16 protein-coding genes and 2 tRNA genes are annotated in these 14,934 nt (G+C 69.1%); 10 read left to right on the forward strand and 8 right to left on the reverse strand.

Annotation, left to right across the window (positions count from 1 at the left end):
* Positions 1-206 precede the first annotated feature (206 nt).
* From FBY40_RS02525 to pknB, 7 genes are all read left to right on the forward strand, one after another.
* Positions 207-947 carry an FhaA domain-containing protein gene (locus FBY40_RS02525; protein ID WP_124292025.1) on the forward strand — a complete coding sequence of 247 codons (741 nt, stop codon included), beginning with the start codon at positions 207-209 and terminating at the stop codon, positions 945-947.
* Complete coding sequence (locus FBY40_RS02530; protein ID WP_141936173.1) at positions 944-1,504, forward strand: FHA domain-containing protein FhaB/FipA; 561 nt, start codon at positions 944-946, stop codon at positions 1,502-1,504. Before FBY40_RS02525 ends, FBY40_RS02530 begins: the two co-directional genes overlap by 4 nt.
* An 18-nt stretch (positions 1,505-1,522) precedes the next feature.
* On the forward strand, positions 1,523-2,761 hold the full coding sequence (locus FBY40_RS02535; RefSeq protein WP_124292023.1) for a PP2C family protein-serine/threonine phosphatase: 1,239 nt from the start codon (positions 1,523-1,525) through the stop codon (positions 2,759-2,761).
* Positions 2,758-4,161 carry an FtsW/RodA/SpoVE family cell cycle protein gene (locus tag FBY40_RS02540; protein WP_141936175.1) on the forward strand — a complete coding sequence of 468 codons (1,404 nt, stop codon included), beginning with the start codon at positions 2,758-2,760 and terminating at the stop codon, positions 4,159-4,161. Before FBY40_RS02535 ends, FBY40_RS02540 begins: the two co-directional genes overlap by 4 nt.
* The gene (locus tag FBY40_RS02545) at positions 4,158-5,615 is read left to right on the forward strand and encodes a peptidoglycan D,D-transpeptidase FtsI family protein (RefSeq protein ID WP_124292021.1); all 1,458 of its coding nucleotides are present in this window, start codon (positions 4,158-4,160) and stop codon (positions 5,613-5,615) included. Before FBY40_RS02540 ends, FBY40_RS02545 begins: the two co-directional genes overlap by 4 nt.
* Positions 5,612-7,369 (forward strand): serine/threonine-protein kinase, encoded by a 1,758-nt coding sequence (locus FBY40_RS02550; protein WP_141936176.1) that lies wholly within the window; start codon positions 5,612-5,614, stop codon positions 7,367-7,369. Before FBY40_RS02545 ends, FBY40_RS02550 begins: the two co-directional genes overlap by 4 nt.
* Positions 7,370-7,447: 78 nt before the next feature.
* Positions 7,448-9,148: a Stk1 family PASTA domain-containing Ser/Thr kinase gene (gene pknB / locus FBY40_RS02555; protein WP_141936178.1), complete on the forward strand. Its 1,701-nt coding sequence runs from the start codon at positions 7,448-7,450 to the stop codon at positions 9,146-9,148.
* A 135-nt stretch (positions 9,149-9,283) separates the two neighbouring features.
* Here the strand turns inward: pknB and FBY40_RS02560 are convergent, their stop codons facing one another.
* Genes FBY40_RS02560 through FBY40_RS02565 form a run of 3 tightly spaced genes read right to left on the reverse strand, consistent with a single transcriptional unit; the run spans position 9,284 to position 10,925 of the window.
* Positions 9,284-9,916, reverse strand: coding sequence for an anthranilate synthase component II (locus FBY40_RS02560; protein WP_141936179.1), 633 nt, complete (start codon positions 9,914-9,916; stop codon positions 9,284-9,286).
* Positions 9,913-10,068 carry a hypothetical protein gene (locus FBY40_RS17410; protein WP_164478133.1) on the reverse strand — a complete coding sequence of 52 codons (156 nt, stop codon included), beginning with the start codon at positions 10,066-10,068 and terminating at the stop codon, positions 9,913-9,915. The genes FBY40_RS02560 and FBY40_RS17410 overlap by 4 nt, the downstream gene beginning before the upstream one ends.
* Positions 10,068-10,925 (reverse strand): class E sortase, encoded by an 858-nt coding sequence (locus tag FBY40_RS02565; RefSeq protein ID WP_235014469.1) that lies wholly within the window; start codon positions 10,923-10,925, stop codon positions 10,068-10,070. Before FBY40_RS02565 ends, FBY40_RS17410 begins: the two co-directional genes overlap by 1 nt.
* Before the next feature lie 54 nt (positions 10,926-10,979).
* Between FBY40_RS02565 and FBY40_RS02570 the strand changes: the two genes are divergently transcribed.
* Positions 10,980-11,219 carry a cell division protein CrgA gene (locus FBY40_RS02570; protein ID WP_124292017.1) on the forward strand — a complete coding sequence of 80 codons (240 nt, stop codon included), beginning with the start codon at positions 10,980-10,982 and terminating at the stop codon, positions 11,217-11,219.
* 364 nt (positions 11,220-11,583) lie between these two features.
* On the opposite strand, the gene FBY40_RS02575 is transcribed toward FBY40_RS02570, so the two are convergent.
* Together FBY40_RS02575 and FBY40_RS02580 are read right to left on the reverse strand one after the other, a co-directional pair.
* On the reverse strand, positions 11,584-12,465 hold the full coding sequence (locus tag FBY40_RS02575) for a rhomboid family intramembrane serine protease (RefSeq protein ID WP_141936180.1): 882 nt from the start codon (positions 12,463-12,465) through the stop codon (positions 11,584-11,586).
* 23 nt (positions 12,466-12,488) lie between these two features.
* On the reverse strand, positions 12,489-13,046 hold the full coding sequence (locus FBY40_RS02580) for a peptidylprolyl isomerase (RefSeq protein ID WP_124292015.1): 558 nt from the start codon (positions 13,044-13,046) through the stop codon (positions 12,489-12,491).
* A gap of 101 nt (positions 13,047-13,147) precedes the next feature.
* On the opposite strand from FBY40_RS02580, the gene FBY40_RS02585 reads away from it, so the two are divergent.
* Positions 13,148-13,732, forward strand: coding sequence for a DNA helicase (locus FBY40_RS02585; protein WP_124292014.1), 585 nt, complete (start codon positions 13,148-13,150; stop codon positions 13,730-13,732).
* 38 nt (positions 13,733-13,770) lie between these two features.
* The gene (locus FBY40_RS02590) at positions 13,771-14,250 is read left to right on the forward strand and encodes an aminoacyl-tRNA deacylase (protein ID WP_141936182.1); all 480 of its coding nucleotides are present in this window, start codon (positions 13,771-13,773) and stop codon (positions 14,248-14,250) included.
* Here the strand turns inward: FBY40_RS02590 and FBY40_RS02595 are convergent.
* The 3 genes from FBY40_RS02595 to FBY40_RS02605 all read right to left on the reverse strand — a co-directional run bounded on the left by FBY40_RS02595 (position 14,247) and on the right by FBY40_RS02605 (position 14,923).
* Positions 14,247-14,705, reverse strand: coding sequence for an NUDIX hydrolase (locus FBY40_RS02595; protein WP_141936184.1), 459 nt, complete (start codon positions 14,703-14,705; stop codon positions 14,247-14,249). The genes FBY40_RS02590 and FBY40_RS02595 overlap by 4 nt on opposite strands.
* A gap of 58 nt (positions 14,706-14,763) precedes the next feature.
* A tRNA-Ala gene (locus tag FBY40_RS02600) sits at positions 14,764-14,836 on the reverse strand.
* 10 nt (positions 14,837-14,846) lie between these two features.
* Positions 14,847-14,923 (reverse strand) — tRNA-Ile (locus tag FBY40_RS02605).
* Positions 14,924-14,934: the final 11 nt, after the last annotated feature.

A 14,934-nucleotide genomic window follows, 5' to 3' on the forward strand; every position in this document is an offset into this window, starting at 1 on the left:
ACCGCCCGCCGTCGCGCGTGAGACGGCAGAAAGCGCGGCTCGGGATGCTGCGCGGCCGCGTTTTCTGACGGGTCGCGGCCCCGCGCGCGACGTGCGGAGGGATGAGCGGCGGAATCCCGGGAACGGCGGGTCGAACCGGGTGTGGATCGCCTGTCCAGACTGGACAACTAACATGTACCGACTGGATCGCCTGCCTGAGGAGCCCCGTGGGACTACTAGACAGCTTCGAGAAGGGACTCGAACGCGCCGTCAACAGCGCCTTCGCCAAGACCTTCCGTAGCGGGATCCAGCCTGTCGAAATCGCGTCGGCGCTTCGCAGTGAACTGGACAAGAAGGCCGCCGTCGTCAGCCGCGACCGCATCCTCACCCCGCACACCTTCACGGTTCGTCTCGCCCCGAGCGACGATGAGCGGATGCGCGCGATCGGCCCGGCCCTCGCTGAGGAACTGCAGTCCCTCGTGCACACGCATGCGCGCGCGCAGGGTTACAGCTTCGCCGGCCCCGTCACGATCACCCTCGAGCGCGACGACCAGCTCTCCACGGGAACGCTCCGCGTGGACAGCTCCAGCGCCGAAGGTGCGGTGTCGTGGCGCGGCGTGATCGACGTCGAGGGCAAGCGGCACCCGCTGCTGAAGGGCCGCACGGTCATCGGCCGCGGCAGCGACGCCGACGTCACGATCTCGGATGCCGGGACGAGCCGCAAGCACGTCGAGGTGCTGTGGGACGGCGAGCGCGCCATGGTCCGCGACCTCGGCTCGACCAACGGCACCCTTCTCAACGGCAGCCGTGTGAGCGAGGCACCGCTGGCGCCCGACTCCACCATCACGATCGGTCGAACCGATATCGTCTTCCGCGTGGTGGCGCAGGCGGTACCTCCTCGGCCCTCCCGGCCGGCTCCCGACGCCACGCGCGCCTTCGACATCCGCGAACAGGGGCCGCTGTCGTGAGTGAACTGACCCTCCTGCTGCTGCGCATCGGCTTCCTGGTGCTGCTGTGGTTCTTCGTCTTCGCGGTGGTGTATTCGCTGCGGGCCGACCTGTTCGGCATGAAGGCACGCAAGATGCCCGAGCCGGCCGCCGCGGCCGCCGCCCCGGTGGGCCCCGCCGTCACGAAGTCGCCGTCCTCGCCCTCGGCGCTCACCGAGCCCGTCGCCCGCGCGCGCCCCGCCGCAGCCCCCACCGCCCCGCAGAAGGGCGGACCCGCGACCCCCACCACCGTCTCGCGCATCGTCATCACCAGCGGCCCGAAGGCCGGCCTCGAACTGCCGCTCGGCAGCGAGCCGCTCACCATCGGACGCTCCAGCGAGTCGGGCCTGGTGATCCGCGACGACTACACCTCCAGCCACCATGCCCGCATCATGCTGTGGGGCAATCAGTGGATGCTGCAGGACCTCGATTCCACAAACGGCACCTGGCACGACGGCGCGCGCGTGTCGGCGCCGGTCGCGATCACCGTCGGTGCGCCGATCCGCGTGGGGGCGACCACCTTCGAGCTCCGGAAGTAGCGGACGGACCCCTCCTTCATGGTCTTCCAGGGCTCGAGCGCCGCGATCTCGCACACCGGCAAGGTGCGCTCCAACAACCAGGACTCCGGGTACGCCGGGTCGAACCTCTTCGTCGTCGCCGACGGCATGGGCGGCCACGCGGGCGGAGATGTCGCCTCGAGCCTCGCCATCGAGAGGCTGCGCGACCTCGACGACTCGTTCTCGTCGACCGCGACGGCCGAACGCGCGCTCCGCGACGCCATCGCCGAGACCGCGCAGCACCTGATCGACACCGTCGGCGTCAAGCCCGAGCTCGCCGGCATGGGCACGACCGTCAGCGCGCTGCTGATGGTCGACGACTACGCCGTCATCGCCCACATCGGCGACTCGCGCATCTATCTGTACCGCGACGGCGCGCTCACCCAGATCACCACCGATCACACGTTCGTCCAACGGCTGGTGGACTCGGGGCGCATCACCCCGGAGGAGGCGCGCTACCACCCGCGCCGGTCGGTGCTGATGCGGGTGCTCGGCGACATGGATCCCGATCCCGAGGTCGACACGTTCATCATGCCGACCCAGCCGGGCGACCGGTGGCTGCTGTGCTCCGACGGGCTGTCGGGCGTGGTCGACGACCCGCATACCGCAAAGGCCCTCGGGCTCGGCCTTGCCCCGGGCCGCACCGCCGATGCGCTGCTCAAGCAGGCCCTCGACGGCGGTGCCCCCGACAACGTCACCATCGTCCTGGTCGACGTCGGCGGGCAGCATCCGGTCTTCTTCGGCACCCCCACGATCGTCGGGTCGGCCTCGAACCCGATCGGCGTCGAGGTGCCCGCCGCCCGCCCCGGACGCAGCAGCTGGCTGCACCCCAACCGTGGGGCGGCGAACGAACCCACGCACTTCGAACCCGACGCCGAGTTCCTCGAAGAGCTCATCGAGGAAGACCGGCGCCGCGCGCGCCGGCGACGGATCGCGTGGTTCGCGGGGCTGATCCTGGTCATCGCCGCCATCGCGACGACGCTCATCCTGGCGTACCAGTGGACCCAAACCCGCTACTTCGTCGGTGCCGACGACGACACGGTCGTCATCTACCGCGGCGTCCAGCAGGACATCGGTCCGCTCCCGCTGTCGACCCCCTTCGAAGACACCGGCATCGACCTCACCGACCTCCCCCCGTTCTCGCGCACGACCGTCGAACGGACGATCACCGCACAATCGCTCGACGACGCCCGGACGATCGTCGATCGACTGCGCATCGCCGCGGAGGCGAACTCATGACCGCACCTCCCGGCGTCACCCGACCGGACGCCCCTTCGACCGACACCGCAGTTATCCGCGCGCTCAAGCGCATCCGCGTGCCGCAGACGCAGCGCAACCGCGAGCTGTTCCTGCTGCTCTTCGCCTGCGCGCTGACGTGGGCGGCCGTCGCCCTGGTGCAGCTCGGCGCGATCGGCGCGATCGAGCCGACGTTCCTCTACTACTGCGGTGGCCTTACCGTGCTGGTGCTGGCACTCCACATCGTGCTGCGCTTCCGCGCGCGCGACGCCGATCCGTTCGTCGTCCCGATCGCCACGATCCTCACCGGCCTCGGCATCGCGATGATCTACCGGATCGACATCGCGATCCGCGACGAGGGATGGGATGCCGCGTCGACGCGCCAGATGGCCTGGGCGGCGATCGCGGTGGTCGCCGCGGTGCTCGTGGTGATCTTCCTCCGCAACTACCGGGTGCTCTTCCGCTACACCTATGTCTCCGGCTTCGCCGGCATCGCCCTGCTGCTGCTTCCGATCGTCCCCGGCCTCGGCACGAACGCGAACGCCGATGTCTGGGTCTCGCTCGGGTTCGTGTCGTTCCAGCCGGGCGAGCTGGCCAAGATCGCCCTGGCCATCTTCTTCGCCGGCTACCTCGTCCGCACCCGCGAGAGCCTCACCTCGACGGGCACCCGGTTCCTCGGCATGACGTGGCCGCGGGCCCGAGAGCTCGGTCCGCTGCTGGTGATCTGGCTCGTCTCGCTCGGCATCATCGTCATGCAGCGCGACCTGGGCACCGGCACGCTCATCTTCGGCATGTTCGTGGCGATGCTCTATGTCGCCACCGGAAAGACCAGCTGGGTGCTGATCGGTGTCGCCCTCGCCGCCTCCGGCGCCTTCCTCGCCTCGCGCGTGCTGCCCTACGTCGGCGGGCGCTTCGCCAACTGGCTGAACGCGTTCGACCCCGAGATCATCGAGCGCTCCGGCGGCAGCTACCAGCTCGTGCAGGGCATCTTCGGGCTCGCCCACGGCGGCCTCATCGGCACCGGCCTCGGTCAGGGCCGCCCGTACATCACCCCGCTGTCGCAGAGCGACTACATCCTGCCGAGCCTCGGCGAGGAGCTCGGACTCGTGGGCGTCTTCGCGATCCTCTGCCTGTACATGGTGTTCGTCAGCCGCGGCATCCGGATCGGGCTGGCCGGACAGGATGACTTCGGCAAGCTCCTGGCCACGGGCCTGGCGTTCACCATCGCGCTGCAGGTGTTCATCATGGTCGGCGGCGTCACTCGCCTCATCCCCCTCACCGGCCTCACGACACCGTTCCTCGCCGCGGGCGGTTCATCGCTCGTGGCGAACTGGATCATCGTCGCCCTGCTCCTGCGCATCTCGGACGCCGTCCGCAGCCGTCCCCGGGTGGTGATCGGATGACGAAGGAACTGCGCCGGCTCAGCATCATCGTGCTGCTGATGTTCCTCGCCCTCTTCGGGTCGACGAGCATCATCCAGGTCATCCAGGCCGAGACCCTCGCGACGAACTCGGCCAACACCCGCGCGCTCTACGACTCGTACGAGGTTCAGCGCGGCTCGATCGTCGCGAGCGGCATCGAGATCGCGTCATCCGTCCCCTCCGACGATGTCTACAGCTGGCAGCGGGTGTACCAGAACGGCGACATGTGGGCACCGGTCACCGGGTACATCAACCCCGCTCTGGGCGCGTCGACCGGAATCGAACAGGCGATGAACGGCGAACTCAGCGGCACCTCCAACGCGCAGTTCCTCTCACGCATCGAGCGCATCTTCACCGGACAGCCGCCGCGCGGCTCGAACGTCGAACTGAGCCTGGATGCCACGGTGCAGCAGGCCGCCTACGACGCCCTCGGCGACCTGCAGGGCGCGGTCATCGCGATCGAGCCCGACACGGGCCGCGTGCTCGCGCTCGTGACCAGCCCGAGCTACGACACCAACTCGCTGGCCATCCACGACCCCGAGCAGGTGAACGCGACCTACGAGCAGCTGCTGGCCGACCCGGCCGACCCGCTCATCGACCGCGCGATCGGCGGCGATCTGAACCCGCCGGGATCGACGTTCAAGCTCGTCGTCGCCTCGGCCGCCCTCGCCTCCGGCGACTACACGCCCGAGTCCGAGCTGCCGAACCCGGCGGTGTATCAGCTGCCGCAGTCGAGCAACGTGGTCTACAACGCCAGCCGCGGTGCGTGCGGTCCGGGCGAGACGGTCACGCTGGCCGAGGCGCTGCGCCTCAGCTGCAACATCCCCTTCGCCGAGCTCGCCGTCGAACTCGGTGACACCGCGATCCGCGAAGAGGCCGAGAAGTACGGCTTCAATCGGAGCTTCGACATCCCGCTCACCTCGACCGCCTCGCCCTACCCTCGCGCACTGGATGACCCGCAGACCGCGCTCACCGGCTTCGGCCAGGGTCAGGTCGATGCGACGCCGCTGCAGATCGCCATGGTCTCGGCGGGGATCGCCAACGGCGGCGTCGTCATGAACCCCCGCATGGTCGATCAGGTCATCGGGCCGGATCTGTCGGTGCAGCAGACCTTCGAGAACACCGAGTTCGGCCGCGCGCTGGATGAGGATCTCGCCGAGGAGATGGTGGCGATGATGGTCGCCAATGTCCAGGACGGCGCGGCGAGCGGTGCAAGAATAGACGGGGTCGACGTGGCCGGGAAGACCGGCACGGCGGAGAACGGATCAGACGAGCCGTACACGCTCTGGTTCACCGGTTTCGCACCCGCCGACGACCCCCAGGTCGCCGTCGCGGTGGTCATCGAAGACGGTGGCGGACAGGGCCAGTCCGGCAGCGGGAACACAATCGCGGCGCCCATCGCGAAGACGGTCATGGAGGCGGTGTTGGGAAGATGAGACCGACGCAGGGAGTGACCTTCGGAGGACGCTACGAGCTGGACTCGCGCATCGCCATCGGCGGGATGGGCGAGGTCTGGGAGGCGACCGACCACGTCATCGGACGGACGGTCGCCATCAAGATCCTCAAGGACGAGTACATGGGCGACCCCGGGTTCCTCGAGCGCTTCCGCGCCGAGGCCCGGCACGCGGCCCTCGTGAACCACGAGGGGATCGCGAGCGTCTTCGACTACGGCGAGGAGGCAGGCTCGGCCTTCCTCGTCATGGAGCTCGTGCCCGGCGAGGCGCTGTCGACGATCCTCGAGCGCGACGGCGCACTGTCGACCGACAAGACCCTCGACATCGTCGCGCAGACCGCGGCGGCGCTGCAGGCCGCGCACGCGGCGGGCCTGGTGCACCGCGACATCAAGCCCGGCAACCTCCTCATCACCCCCGACGGCCGGGTGAAGATCACCGACTTCGGCATCGCCCGCATCGCCGACCAGGTGCCGCTGACCGCGACCGGTCAGGTCATGGGAACCGTGCAGTACCTCTCGCCTGAGCAGGCATCGGGTCACCCGGCATCTCCTGCGACCGACACCTACTCGCTCGGCATCGTCGCCTACGAATCCCTCGCCGGAAAGCGTCCCTTCACGGGTGAGTCGCAGGTCGCGATCGCCATGGCGCAGATCAACGAGCAGCCCCCGCCGCTCCCGCCGACGGTCGCGCAGCCGGTGCAGAACCTCGTCATGGCGATGATCGCGAAGAAGCCCGAGGATCGACCGGCCTCCGCCGCCGCGGTCGCGCGGGCGGCATCCGCTCTCCGCCGGGGAGACCTCGCCGCTGCCGCAGCCGCCGTGCCCGCCGTCGCCGGTGCCGCAGTCCTGGCCGATGACGCCACCCAGCTGCTCGCCCCTGCCGGTGCCACGGCCGCGGCGACCCAGATCCTGTCGGCGCCGCTGCCCGACTACGCCGAGTCGGAGGAGCCGGAGAGGAAGAAGCGCAGCCGCTGGACCTGGCCGCTCGTCGCCCTCATCGTCATCCTCCTCCTCGTGCTCGGCGGCACGCTCTGGGCCCTGTTCGCCAACCAGGGCGACCCGTCACCCGATCCCTCCGGGTCGACCTCGACGCCCCCGCGCCCGACGCCCTCCCAGACGACTCCGTCGGCGACGCCCACTCAGGACCGCATCGACCTCGACGCGCTGGGTCTCGTGGGCGTCGACTGCGACACCGCGCGTGCGGCGGCGCTGGATGCCGGTGTCCTCACCGTCAACTGCCAGCAGGGCAACGCCGCGCCCACCGCCGACGAGATCTCGCTCGTGTACGACTACGAGCCGCAGGGATCCATCACCCCCGATCAGGTGCTGACGCTGTCGTTCTACGGTCCGCAGACCGAGCTGCCGCAGCCGACCGCGCCGACCCTCAGCTCAGGGACGGTCGCCCCCGGCGGCACCCTCACCGTCAACTGGCAGGGCTACTCCTGCCCCGCCGGCGAGGGATCGCCCGGTGCGTACACGCTGACCGCGGTGAACGGCACGTTCTCGAACGGGCAGAACACCATGCCCTTCGACACCAACACGCGTCAGGCGCAGCTGTCGGTGCCGAACAACGCCAGCGGCACGGTGCTCGTCACCTACACGGTCACCTGCACCGGCGGACCGTCCGGCGAGCGCACCTCCGGCAACTCGCCCGAAGCCCAGGCGTCGATCGAGGCCGCACCCTCGCCCTCGCCCTCCGGCGGCGGCGACGGCGGTGACGACGGCGCAGACGGCTGAGCCCCGTCATCCGATCCGGTCTCAGGGAGTACCTCGGGACCGTCCGTTAGGCTGTACCCGTTCCACCAGGGGGTGACTGTGACCACTGAGACGCGCGTGCTTTCAGGGCGATACCGCGTCGATGAGATCATCGGTCGCGGCGGGATGGCCACGGTGTACCGCGGCGAAGACCTGACGCTCGGCCGTCAGGTCGCGATCAAGATCCTCGACCGCGATCTCGCCGACGACAACGCCTTCCGCACGCGTTTCCGGCTCGAGGCGCAGGCAGCCAGTCGCATGGCCAACCCCGCGATCGTGCGTGTCTACGACGCCGGCGAAGACTCCGAGTCCGGCGTCGACGGAGTGACGCGTCCGGTGCCGTTCATCGTCATGGAGCTCGTGCGCGGGCGTCTGCTGAAGGACATCATCGCCGCGGGCCCGGTGCCCGTCTCTGATGCGGTGCGCTACGTCGACGGCATCCTCGAGGCCCTCGAGTACTCGCACCGCGCCGGCGTGGTGCATCGCGACATCAAGCCCGGCAACGTCATGGTCACCGACGCCGGCCAGGTCAAGGTGATGGACTTCGGGATTGCGCGAGCGGTGTCGGACTCGTCATCCACCGTCGCCGAGACGACGCAGATCCTCGGCACCGCCGCCTATTTCTCCCCCGAGCAGGCCAAGGGCGAGCCGGTCGACGCGCGCGCCGACCTGTACTCCACCGGTGTGGTGCTCTACGAGCTGCTGACCGGGCGTCAGCCGTTCCGTGGCGATTCCCCGGTGGCGGTGGCCTATCAGCACGTCAGCGAGACCCCGCTCACCCCGTCGGAGGTCGTCGAGACCGTGCCGCGCGCGCTCGACACCGTCGTCCTGCGGGCGCTGGCGAAGGATCCTTTCCAGCGGTATCAGGATGCCGCGGGCTTCCGCGAGGCACTGGATGCCACCATCGACGGCAAGGCCCCGTCCAAGCGTCAGGTGGGGGCCCTCACCAGCGAGCTCTACGGTCCGAACCCGCGCGCCGCTGCCGAGACCGCGCGATCACTGCGTCAGCTCAGCACCGACACCACGATGAAGCGCACCCAGGCGGGCCCGCCGGTCGCATGGATCTGGGCGGGCGTCGCGCTGCTGGCGGTTCTTCTGATCTCGGTACTGTTCTGGGCGGTGACGATCCAGCCGTCGAACGAGGTGCCCTCGAGCGCCCGCATCGTCCCCGACGTGTCGGGCATGACCTACGAGCGCGCCGTGGTGGAGCTGGAGGGGGAGGACCTCGTCCCGTCCCAGATCACCGAACCCAGTGTCGACGTGCCCGAGGGTGCGGTCATCCGCACCGACCCCGCCTCCGGCGTCTCGGTCTCCCCCGGGCAGGACGTGCTCGTCGTGGTCTCTGAGGGTCAGGATCTCGCGACGGTGCCCACGCTCGAGGGATTGACCCGGGACGCCGCGGCCCAGGCGCTCACCGATGCGGGACTGCGCGTGGGAACCATCCGCACCGAGAACGATCCCGGCCGTGAAGCGGGCATGGTGCTCTCGGCCGATCGTGACGCGGGCACCGAGGTGCCGGCGGGCACGGTGGTCAACCTCGTCGTCGCCACGGGCAACGTCACGATCCTCGATTACCGCGGTTACACCGTGGAGGCCGCGACGCGCGAGCTGCAGTCCGACGAGCTCGGCCTCACGGTCGAGACGGCGGAAGACCCCGGCTGCCCCGCGACGAACCCGGCGACGGTGTCGCAGCAGTCGCTCGCCCCGGGTGACGTTCCGGTGCGATCGACGATCACGCTGACGTACTGCACCGGAGCCTGAGCCGGCGAGGCACTCATTGGGCAGGCTCGAGCCGCGGCATCCTCCTTCTCGCACGCGGACGATCGGCCGACGCGAGTACAGCTGGCGCGAGATCGCCCTCGCCTCGACCGATCCTCCTCGTGTCGGCGAGCGGAGTCAGCGCCGCGGGCTCAACTCCGCACCGCGCTCGGCGGCCCCGTCGAAACCGAGCGTCTCGAGCCAATTGCCCAGCAGCCGGTGACCACCCTCGGTGAGCACGCTCTCGGGGTGGAACTGCACGCCCAGCACCGGCGCGGAGCGGTGAGCGATGCCCATGATCACACCGCTCTCGGTCTCGGCCGTCACCTCGAGCTCGGGCGGGAGCGTCGGACGCTCGATGGCGAGCGAGTGATATCGGGTGGCGGTGAACGGATCGCTGAGCCCGCTGAAGAGCGTGCTGCCGTCGTGACGCACCTCCGAGGTCATCCCGTGCATCAGCTCCGGGGCGTGACCCACCCGGGCACCGAAAGCCTCGGCGATGGCCTGGTGGCCGAGACACACCCCGAGAAGAGGGATGCGGCGGGCCGATGCAGCGCGCACGACCTCGATCGACGCCCCGGCGCCGGCGGGGGTGCCGGGACCGGGGGAGATGAGGATCCCGCGGTGGCCCTCGAGGGTCTCGTCGAGAGCTTCCGGATCCAGCGCGTCGGCCTCCACCATGCGGGTGGACGCGCCGAGCTGGTGGAGGTAGCCGACGAGCGTGTGGACGAAGCTGTCGTGATTGTCGACGACGAGCACGTCGGCCGTCACTCGACCGTCACTTCCTGCGGATTGACGAACTGGCTCACCCAGGGGAAGGCATAGAAGAACAGCCCGTAGAGGATCGCGGCGACGAGGACGATCACGATGAACAGCCGAACCCACCAGGGGCCGGGAAGAACCCGCCAGAACGCGGCGTACATCAGCTGACTCCCTCGGTGAGCGAGGCCGGCGGTCCGTCGGCGTAGGGCTGGAAGGACTCGAAGACGCCGTAGGCGACGATGCGCTCGGCCAGTGAGAACATCGGGCTGCAGCTGGTCATCGTGATGTAACGCCCGTTCGCCGGGACGTCGGGCATCTGCGGCACCGGAAGCAGCACCTCGACCTCGTCGGGCGTGACGTACTCCAGGGTGCGGAAGCGGTAGGTGTACCACCCCGCCGGCGTCTCGATCACGATGGCATCCCCGACATGGAGCTCGGCGATCCGGTTGAACGGCGCGCCGTAGGTGGTGCGGTGACCCGCGACGGCGAAGTTGCCGACTTCGCCGGGCATCTTGCTTCCGGGGTAGTGGCCGATGCGGAAGTTGTCCAGCGTGCCCGCGCGGGTGACCCCACCCGCCATGGTCCAGGCGTAGTCCGAGCCGAAGCGCGGGATGCGCATGATGGCGAAGTCCTCGGTGCCGGTCGGCTCAGGAAGGATCACCGGCTCGGCCGGCACCGGCTCAGCGTCGGCGGGTTGGTCGGAGGGGGTCGGCACGGCCTCGGGCAGACCGTCGCCGTACTGCTCGGCCCACTGCTCCGACAGCTCGCGTCCCTCGGCATTGGCCTGTGCGCCGAAGATGAGGTCGCCGAGGTACATCTGCCACCCGACGTAGAGCAGGGTCACGACGCCCGCGGTGATGAGCAGTTCGCCGAAGACGCCGACGATCGATACCCGCGGTCTCGGCTTCGCGTGGCGCGGTGGCTTCCCGGGAGGCGACGCCTGTGACGGCGCCGCGCGGGCGGTGCGATCACGGCGCAGGGCCGGCTCGGTCATCCGCACGTCACGCTCGTCACCCACGGGGCGATTGTAGCCACCTCTCGCTGGGATCCCGCTGGCGGATAGAATGGGCCCATGGCACGCTCAGGCAGGGACGACGACACGCTCATCGAGCGCGCGGAGGGCGAAGCCGCCCCCAACCCGGTGTGGTTCAAGCCGATCATGATCGGCCTCATGCTGATCGGACTCGTCTGGGTCCTGGTCTTCTACATCAGCGGCATGCAGTGGCCGATCCCCGGCATCGGCGCCTGGAACCTCGCGATCGGCTTCGGCATCGCCTTCATCGGGTTCCTGATGACCACCCGCTGGCGCTGACCCTCCCACCCCCTGGCCCTGATCCTGCCTGTTCGCTGGCACCCGCCCGGGCCATGAGCCGTCCCCGACCCGGGAACCTGCTGGCCATGACGCCTTTTTCCCGCGCACCGCGCGATAGGCGTGCATCCGGCGTTCGGCGGCGACTTCTCCCGCTCCTCGCCGCGGCGATATCCCCAACCGCGGCGATCTGGGCACCCACGAACCGCAGCACGGTGAATCTCCGCGGGAGGGGGACGGCGCGGGCGGGCCGACGGGCGGGCCCGGTCGAGGAATCGGGATGCCGCGGCATCCGTCCTCTCCACAGGACCTAATTACACCGGTGTGATTCATCCCCAGGTGGGGATGAATCTGTGGATAACTACCCTCAGAAATACAGGGCGGGCGGCACCAGCAGCAGCGCGAGCAACCCGACCGTCAGGGCGATGAGCAGGGCGATCTGCAGGGGGCGTCGCGATCGGGCACGCGTCCGGGTGAGGATGACCGCGACGAGAAGTCCCGCGATCAGACCGCCGACGTGCGCCTGCCAGGAGATGTTGAATCCGGGGATGAACCCGATGACGAGGTTGATGCCGAGCACGATGGCGATGCCGGTCACCGGCGCACCGAGGTGCCGGCCGATGATGAGCAGCGCCCCGAAGAGGCCGAAGACCGCACCCGAGGCACCGACGACCGGGGTTCCGAACGACAGCAGCGCCACCGCCACCGAGCCGCCGAGCGTGCTGATCAGGTAGAGCGCGATGAACCGCCATCTGCCCAGGAGCGGTTCGAGACTGCGACCGATGAGCCACAGCGCCAGCATGTTCAGACCGATGTGCCAGAAACCGGAGTGGACGAGCGACACCGTGAGCAGGCGCCACGGCTGGAAGACACCGAAGGCCTCGGGGTAGAGGGTAGGCGCCCAGAACGAAAGGGTGTCGGTCACGGCGCCCCCGAACCCGGGGATCAACGAGATGAGGTAGACGAGTGCCGTGAGGCCGATGATCGCGTACGTCGCGAGGGGCCGGGTGTCGCCGACGACGACCGCGGCGGGGCGGCGGGCCCAGCGGCGCTCCGCCTTCTTCTGCGCGGTCGTGCGCGACGCCTGCTGCTCGGCGAGGCACTCGGGGCAGATGACGCCCACAGGCGCCTGGGTCTGACACTCGGGACAGATGGTGCGCAGGCACCGCTGACACAGGACGAAGCTCTGCCGATCGGGATGCCGGTAGCAGAAGTTGTCGCTGTTGCGACGAAGGTCGTCGGAGCTCACGTCCGTGTCAGCGGCGCCGCCGCTCAGGCGGTGACGACGTCGATCGACTCGATGACGACCGGCTCGACCGGACGGTCACCGGCCGCGGTGGGAACCTTCGCGATCGCGTCGACGACGGCGCGCGAGGCGTCGTCGGCGACCTCCCCGAAGATCGTGTGCTTGCCCTGCAGCCACGGGGTGGGGTCGGTGGTGATGAAGAACTGCGAACCGTTGGTGCCTTCGGGCTTGCCGGTGAGGCCGTTGCGCCGAAGACCGGCGTTGGCCATCGCCAGCTTGTAGGGGGCGTTGAAGTCGAGCTCGGGGCTGATCTCGTCGTTGAAGGTGTATCCCGGGCCGCCGGTACCCTGACCGAGCGGGTCGCCGCCCTGGATCATGAAGCCGGGGATGATGCGGTGGAAGATGACGCCGTTGTAGAGGGGGCCTTCTCCGGGCTTGCCGGTGGCGGGGTGGGTCCAGGAGCCCGAGCCGTCGGCGAGGCCGACGAAGTTCTGAACCGTGCGGGGGGCCTGGTCGCCGAAGAGGTTGACCACGATGTCTCCGTGGTTGGTGTGGATCGTGGCGACAGCGGTGTGAATGGGCATGAGTACATTCTTTCAGAGTCCCGTGCAAGCCCTGGCGGTCAGGGGGCAGTCTGGCAAGATGGACGAAACGTCCGATCACGCCTGTCCAGAGGGAGGGCCCCGTGAGCCTCAGCCGTAAGCGCAAGAAGGAACTCCGCAAGCTTCAGCGTGAAGCCAACAATCTGTGGGAGTCGCAGCAGGTGCTCGTCGGCCAGGCGGCGAACGTCGCCCGTGAAGCCGGCCGTCAGCTCGGCAAGTACGGTCGCGAAGACCTCGGCCCGCAGGTGCAGGCCACGTACGGCAAGTACGCCGAGCCGTACATCACGAAGAGCCTCGACGTCTCGCGCGACGTGCTGACCCACCGTGTCATCCCGGCCACGGGTGCCGTGGTCGGTTCGGCGATGTCGGTGTGGGATGCGGCCAACGACACCCGCGCCCGGCTGGCCAAGGGGAAGGGTCTGGCGCTGCCCGACTCGAAGACCTACTCCAAGAAGGCCGAGAAGTACGGCAAGGACGCCACCAAGGCGCTGTCGAAGAAGTTCTCGGTGCTCGAGCCCAAGAAGCAGGGCATGGGTGCGGGCGGGGTCATCGCGATCATCCTCGGCGTCGCCGCCGCCGCCGGCGTGCTCTACGCCGCCTGGCAGACCCTGCGGGCAGACGACGAGCTGTGGGTGGCCGACGACCCGCTGCGTGCCCCCGACGCCTGAGACATGGCGGGCGAAGCCCGCGAATCGAGATCTCATTCGTGAACGCAGCGCTGAACCGCGTTGAAGAGGCCGCACGAGAGCGCGGCCTCTTCGTCGAGTTCCGCGAGCGTCCGGCAGCGAAGAGCCTCCCCGAGGCCGCCGAGCTTCTCGGCATCCCTCCCGCGGGCATCGTGAAGACACTGGTGGTGAAGAGAGCGGATGACTCGTATCTGTTCGCCCTGGTGCCGGGTGACCGGGCGATCTCGTGGCCGAAGCTCCGCGCGGTCGTCGGCGTCAATCGTCTGAAGCTTTCTGATCCGGATGCCGCTCTCGCCGCCACCGGTTACGAGCGCGGGACGATCGTGCCCATCGGAAGCACGACCGACTGGCCGATCTTCGCTGACGAGCGGATCGTGGGCGAGCGGATCGCGATGGGCGCGGGTGCGCACGGGTACAGCCTCTTCGTCGATGCCGACGCGCTGATCTCCGCCTACGGCGCGACGGTGGCGGACATCTCGCAGCCGGCAGAGGGCGACTAGCCCGAGGCGGCGGCGACGCCGGGGTGCTGATCGCTGTACCCCGCCATACCGAGGGCGAGGTCGACAAGCCGCACGTGCTGCAGCTGAGCCACCTCGCTGAGAGCGAACCATCCCGCTCTGTCGGTGCTGCCGCCGACCTCGTAACGCAGACTTCCGCCGGTGACATGCGCGCGGTAGACGATCTGCAGGGTGTGAAGCGGCTCGGTGGCGCCCGGTGTGATGCGGCGGTTGCCCGGAATGACACGGGAGTTGATGCCGAGCAGCTCGACGAGCTCGACGTCGAAGCCGGTTTCCTCGAACACTTCGCGGCGGGCCGCCGATGCCGGATCCTCGCCAGGCTCGAGCCCGCCCCCGGGCAGCGTCCAGGCCGCCCGGCGCCCCTCGTTCCAGTGTGCGAGGAGAAGGCGATCAGCGGCGTCGACGACGACCGCATACGCGGCGACGCGCAGGTCCATACGCACGACCCTAAACCAGCAGAAGGGCCGACCCTTCGGGCCGGCCCTTCTCGCGTTGTGGAGCCTAGGAGATTCGAACTCCTGACATCCTGCTTGCAAAGCAGGCGCTCTACCAACTGAGCTAAGGCCCCGGGGCAGGGATGGTGGGGCTACCAGGACTTGAACCTGGGACCTCTTCATTATCAGTGAAGCGCTCTAACCGCCTGAGCTATAGCCCCGATTGTGTCGG

This window comes from Microbacterium sp. SLBN-154, from assembly GCF_006715565.1.
Classification (GTDB): Bacteria; Actinomycetota; Actinomycetes; order Actinomycetales; family Microbacteriaceae; genus Microbacterium.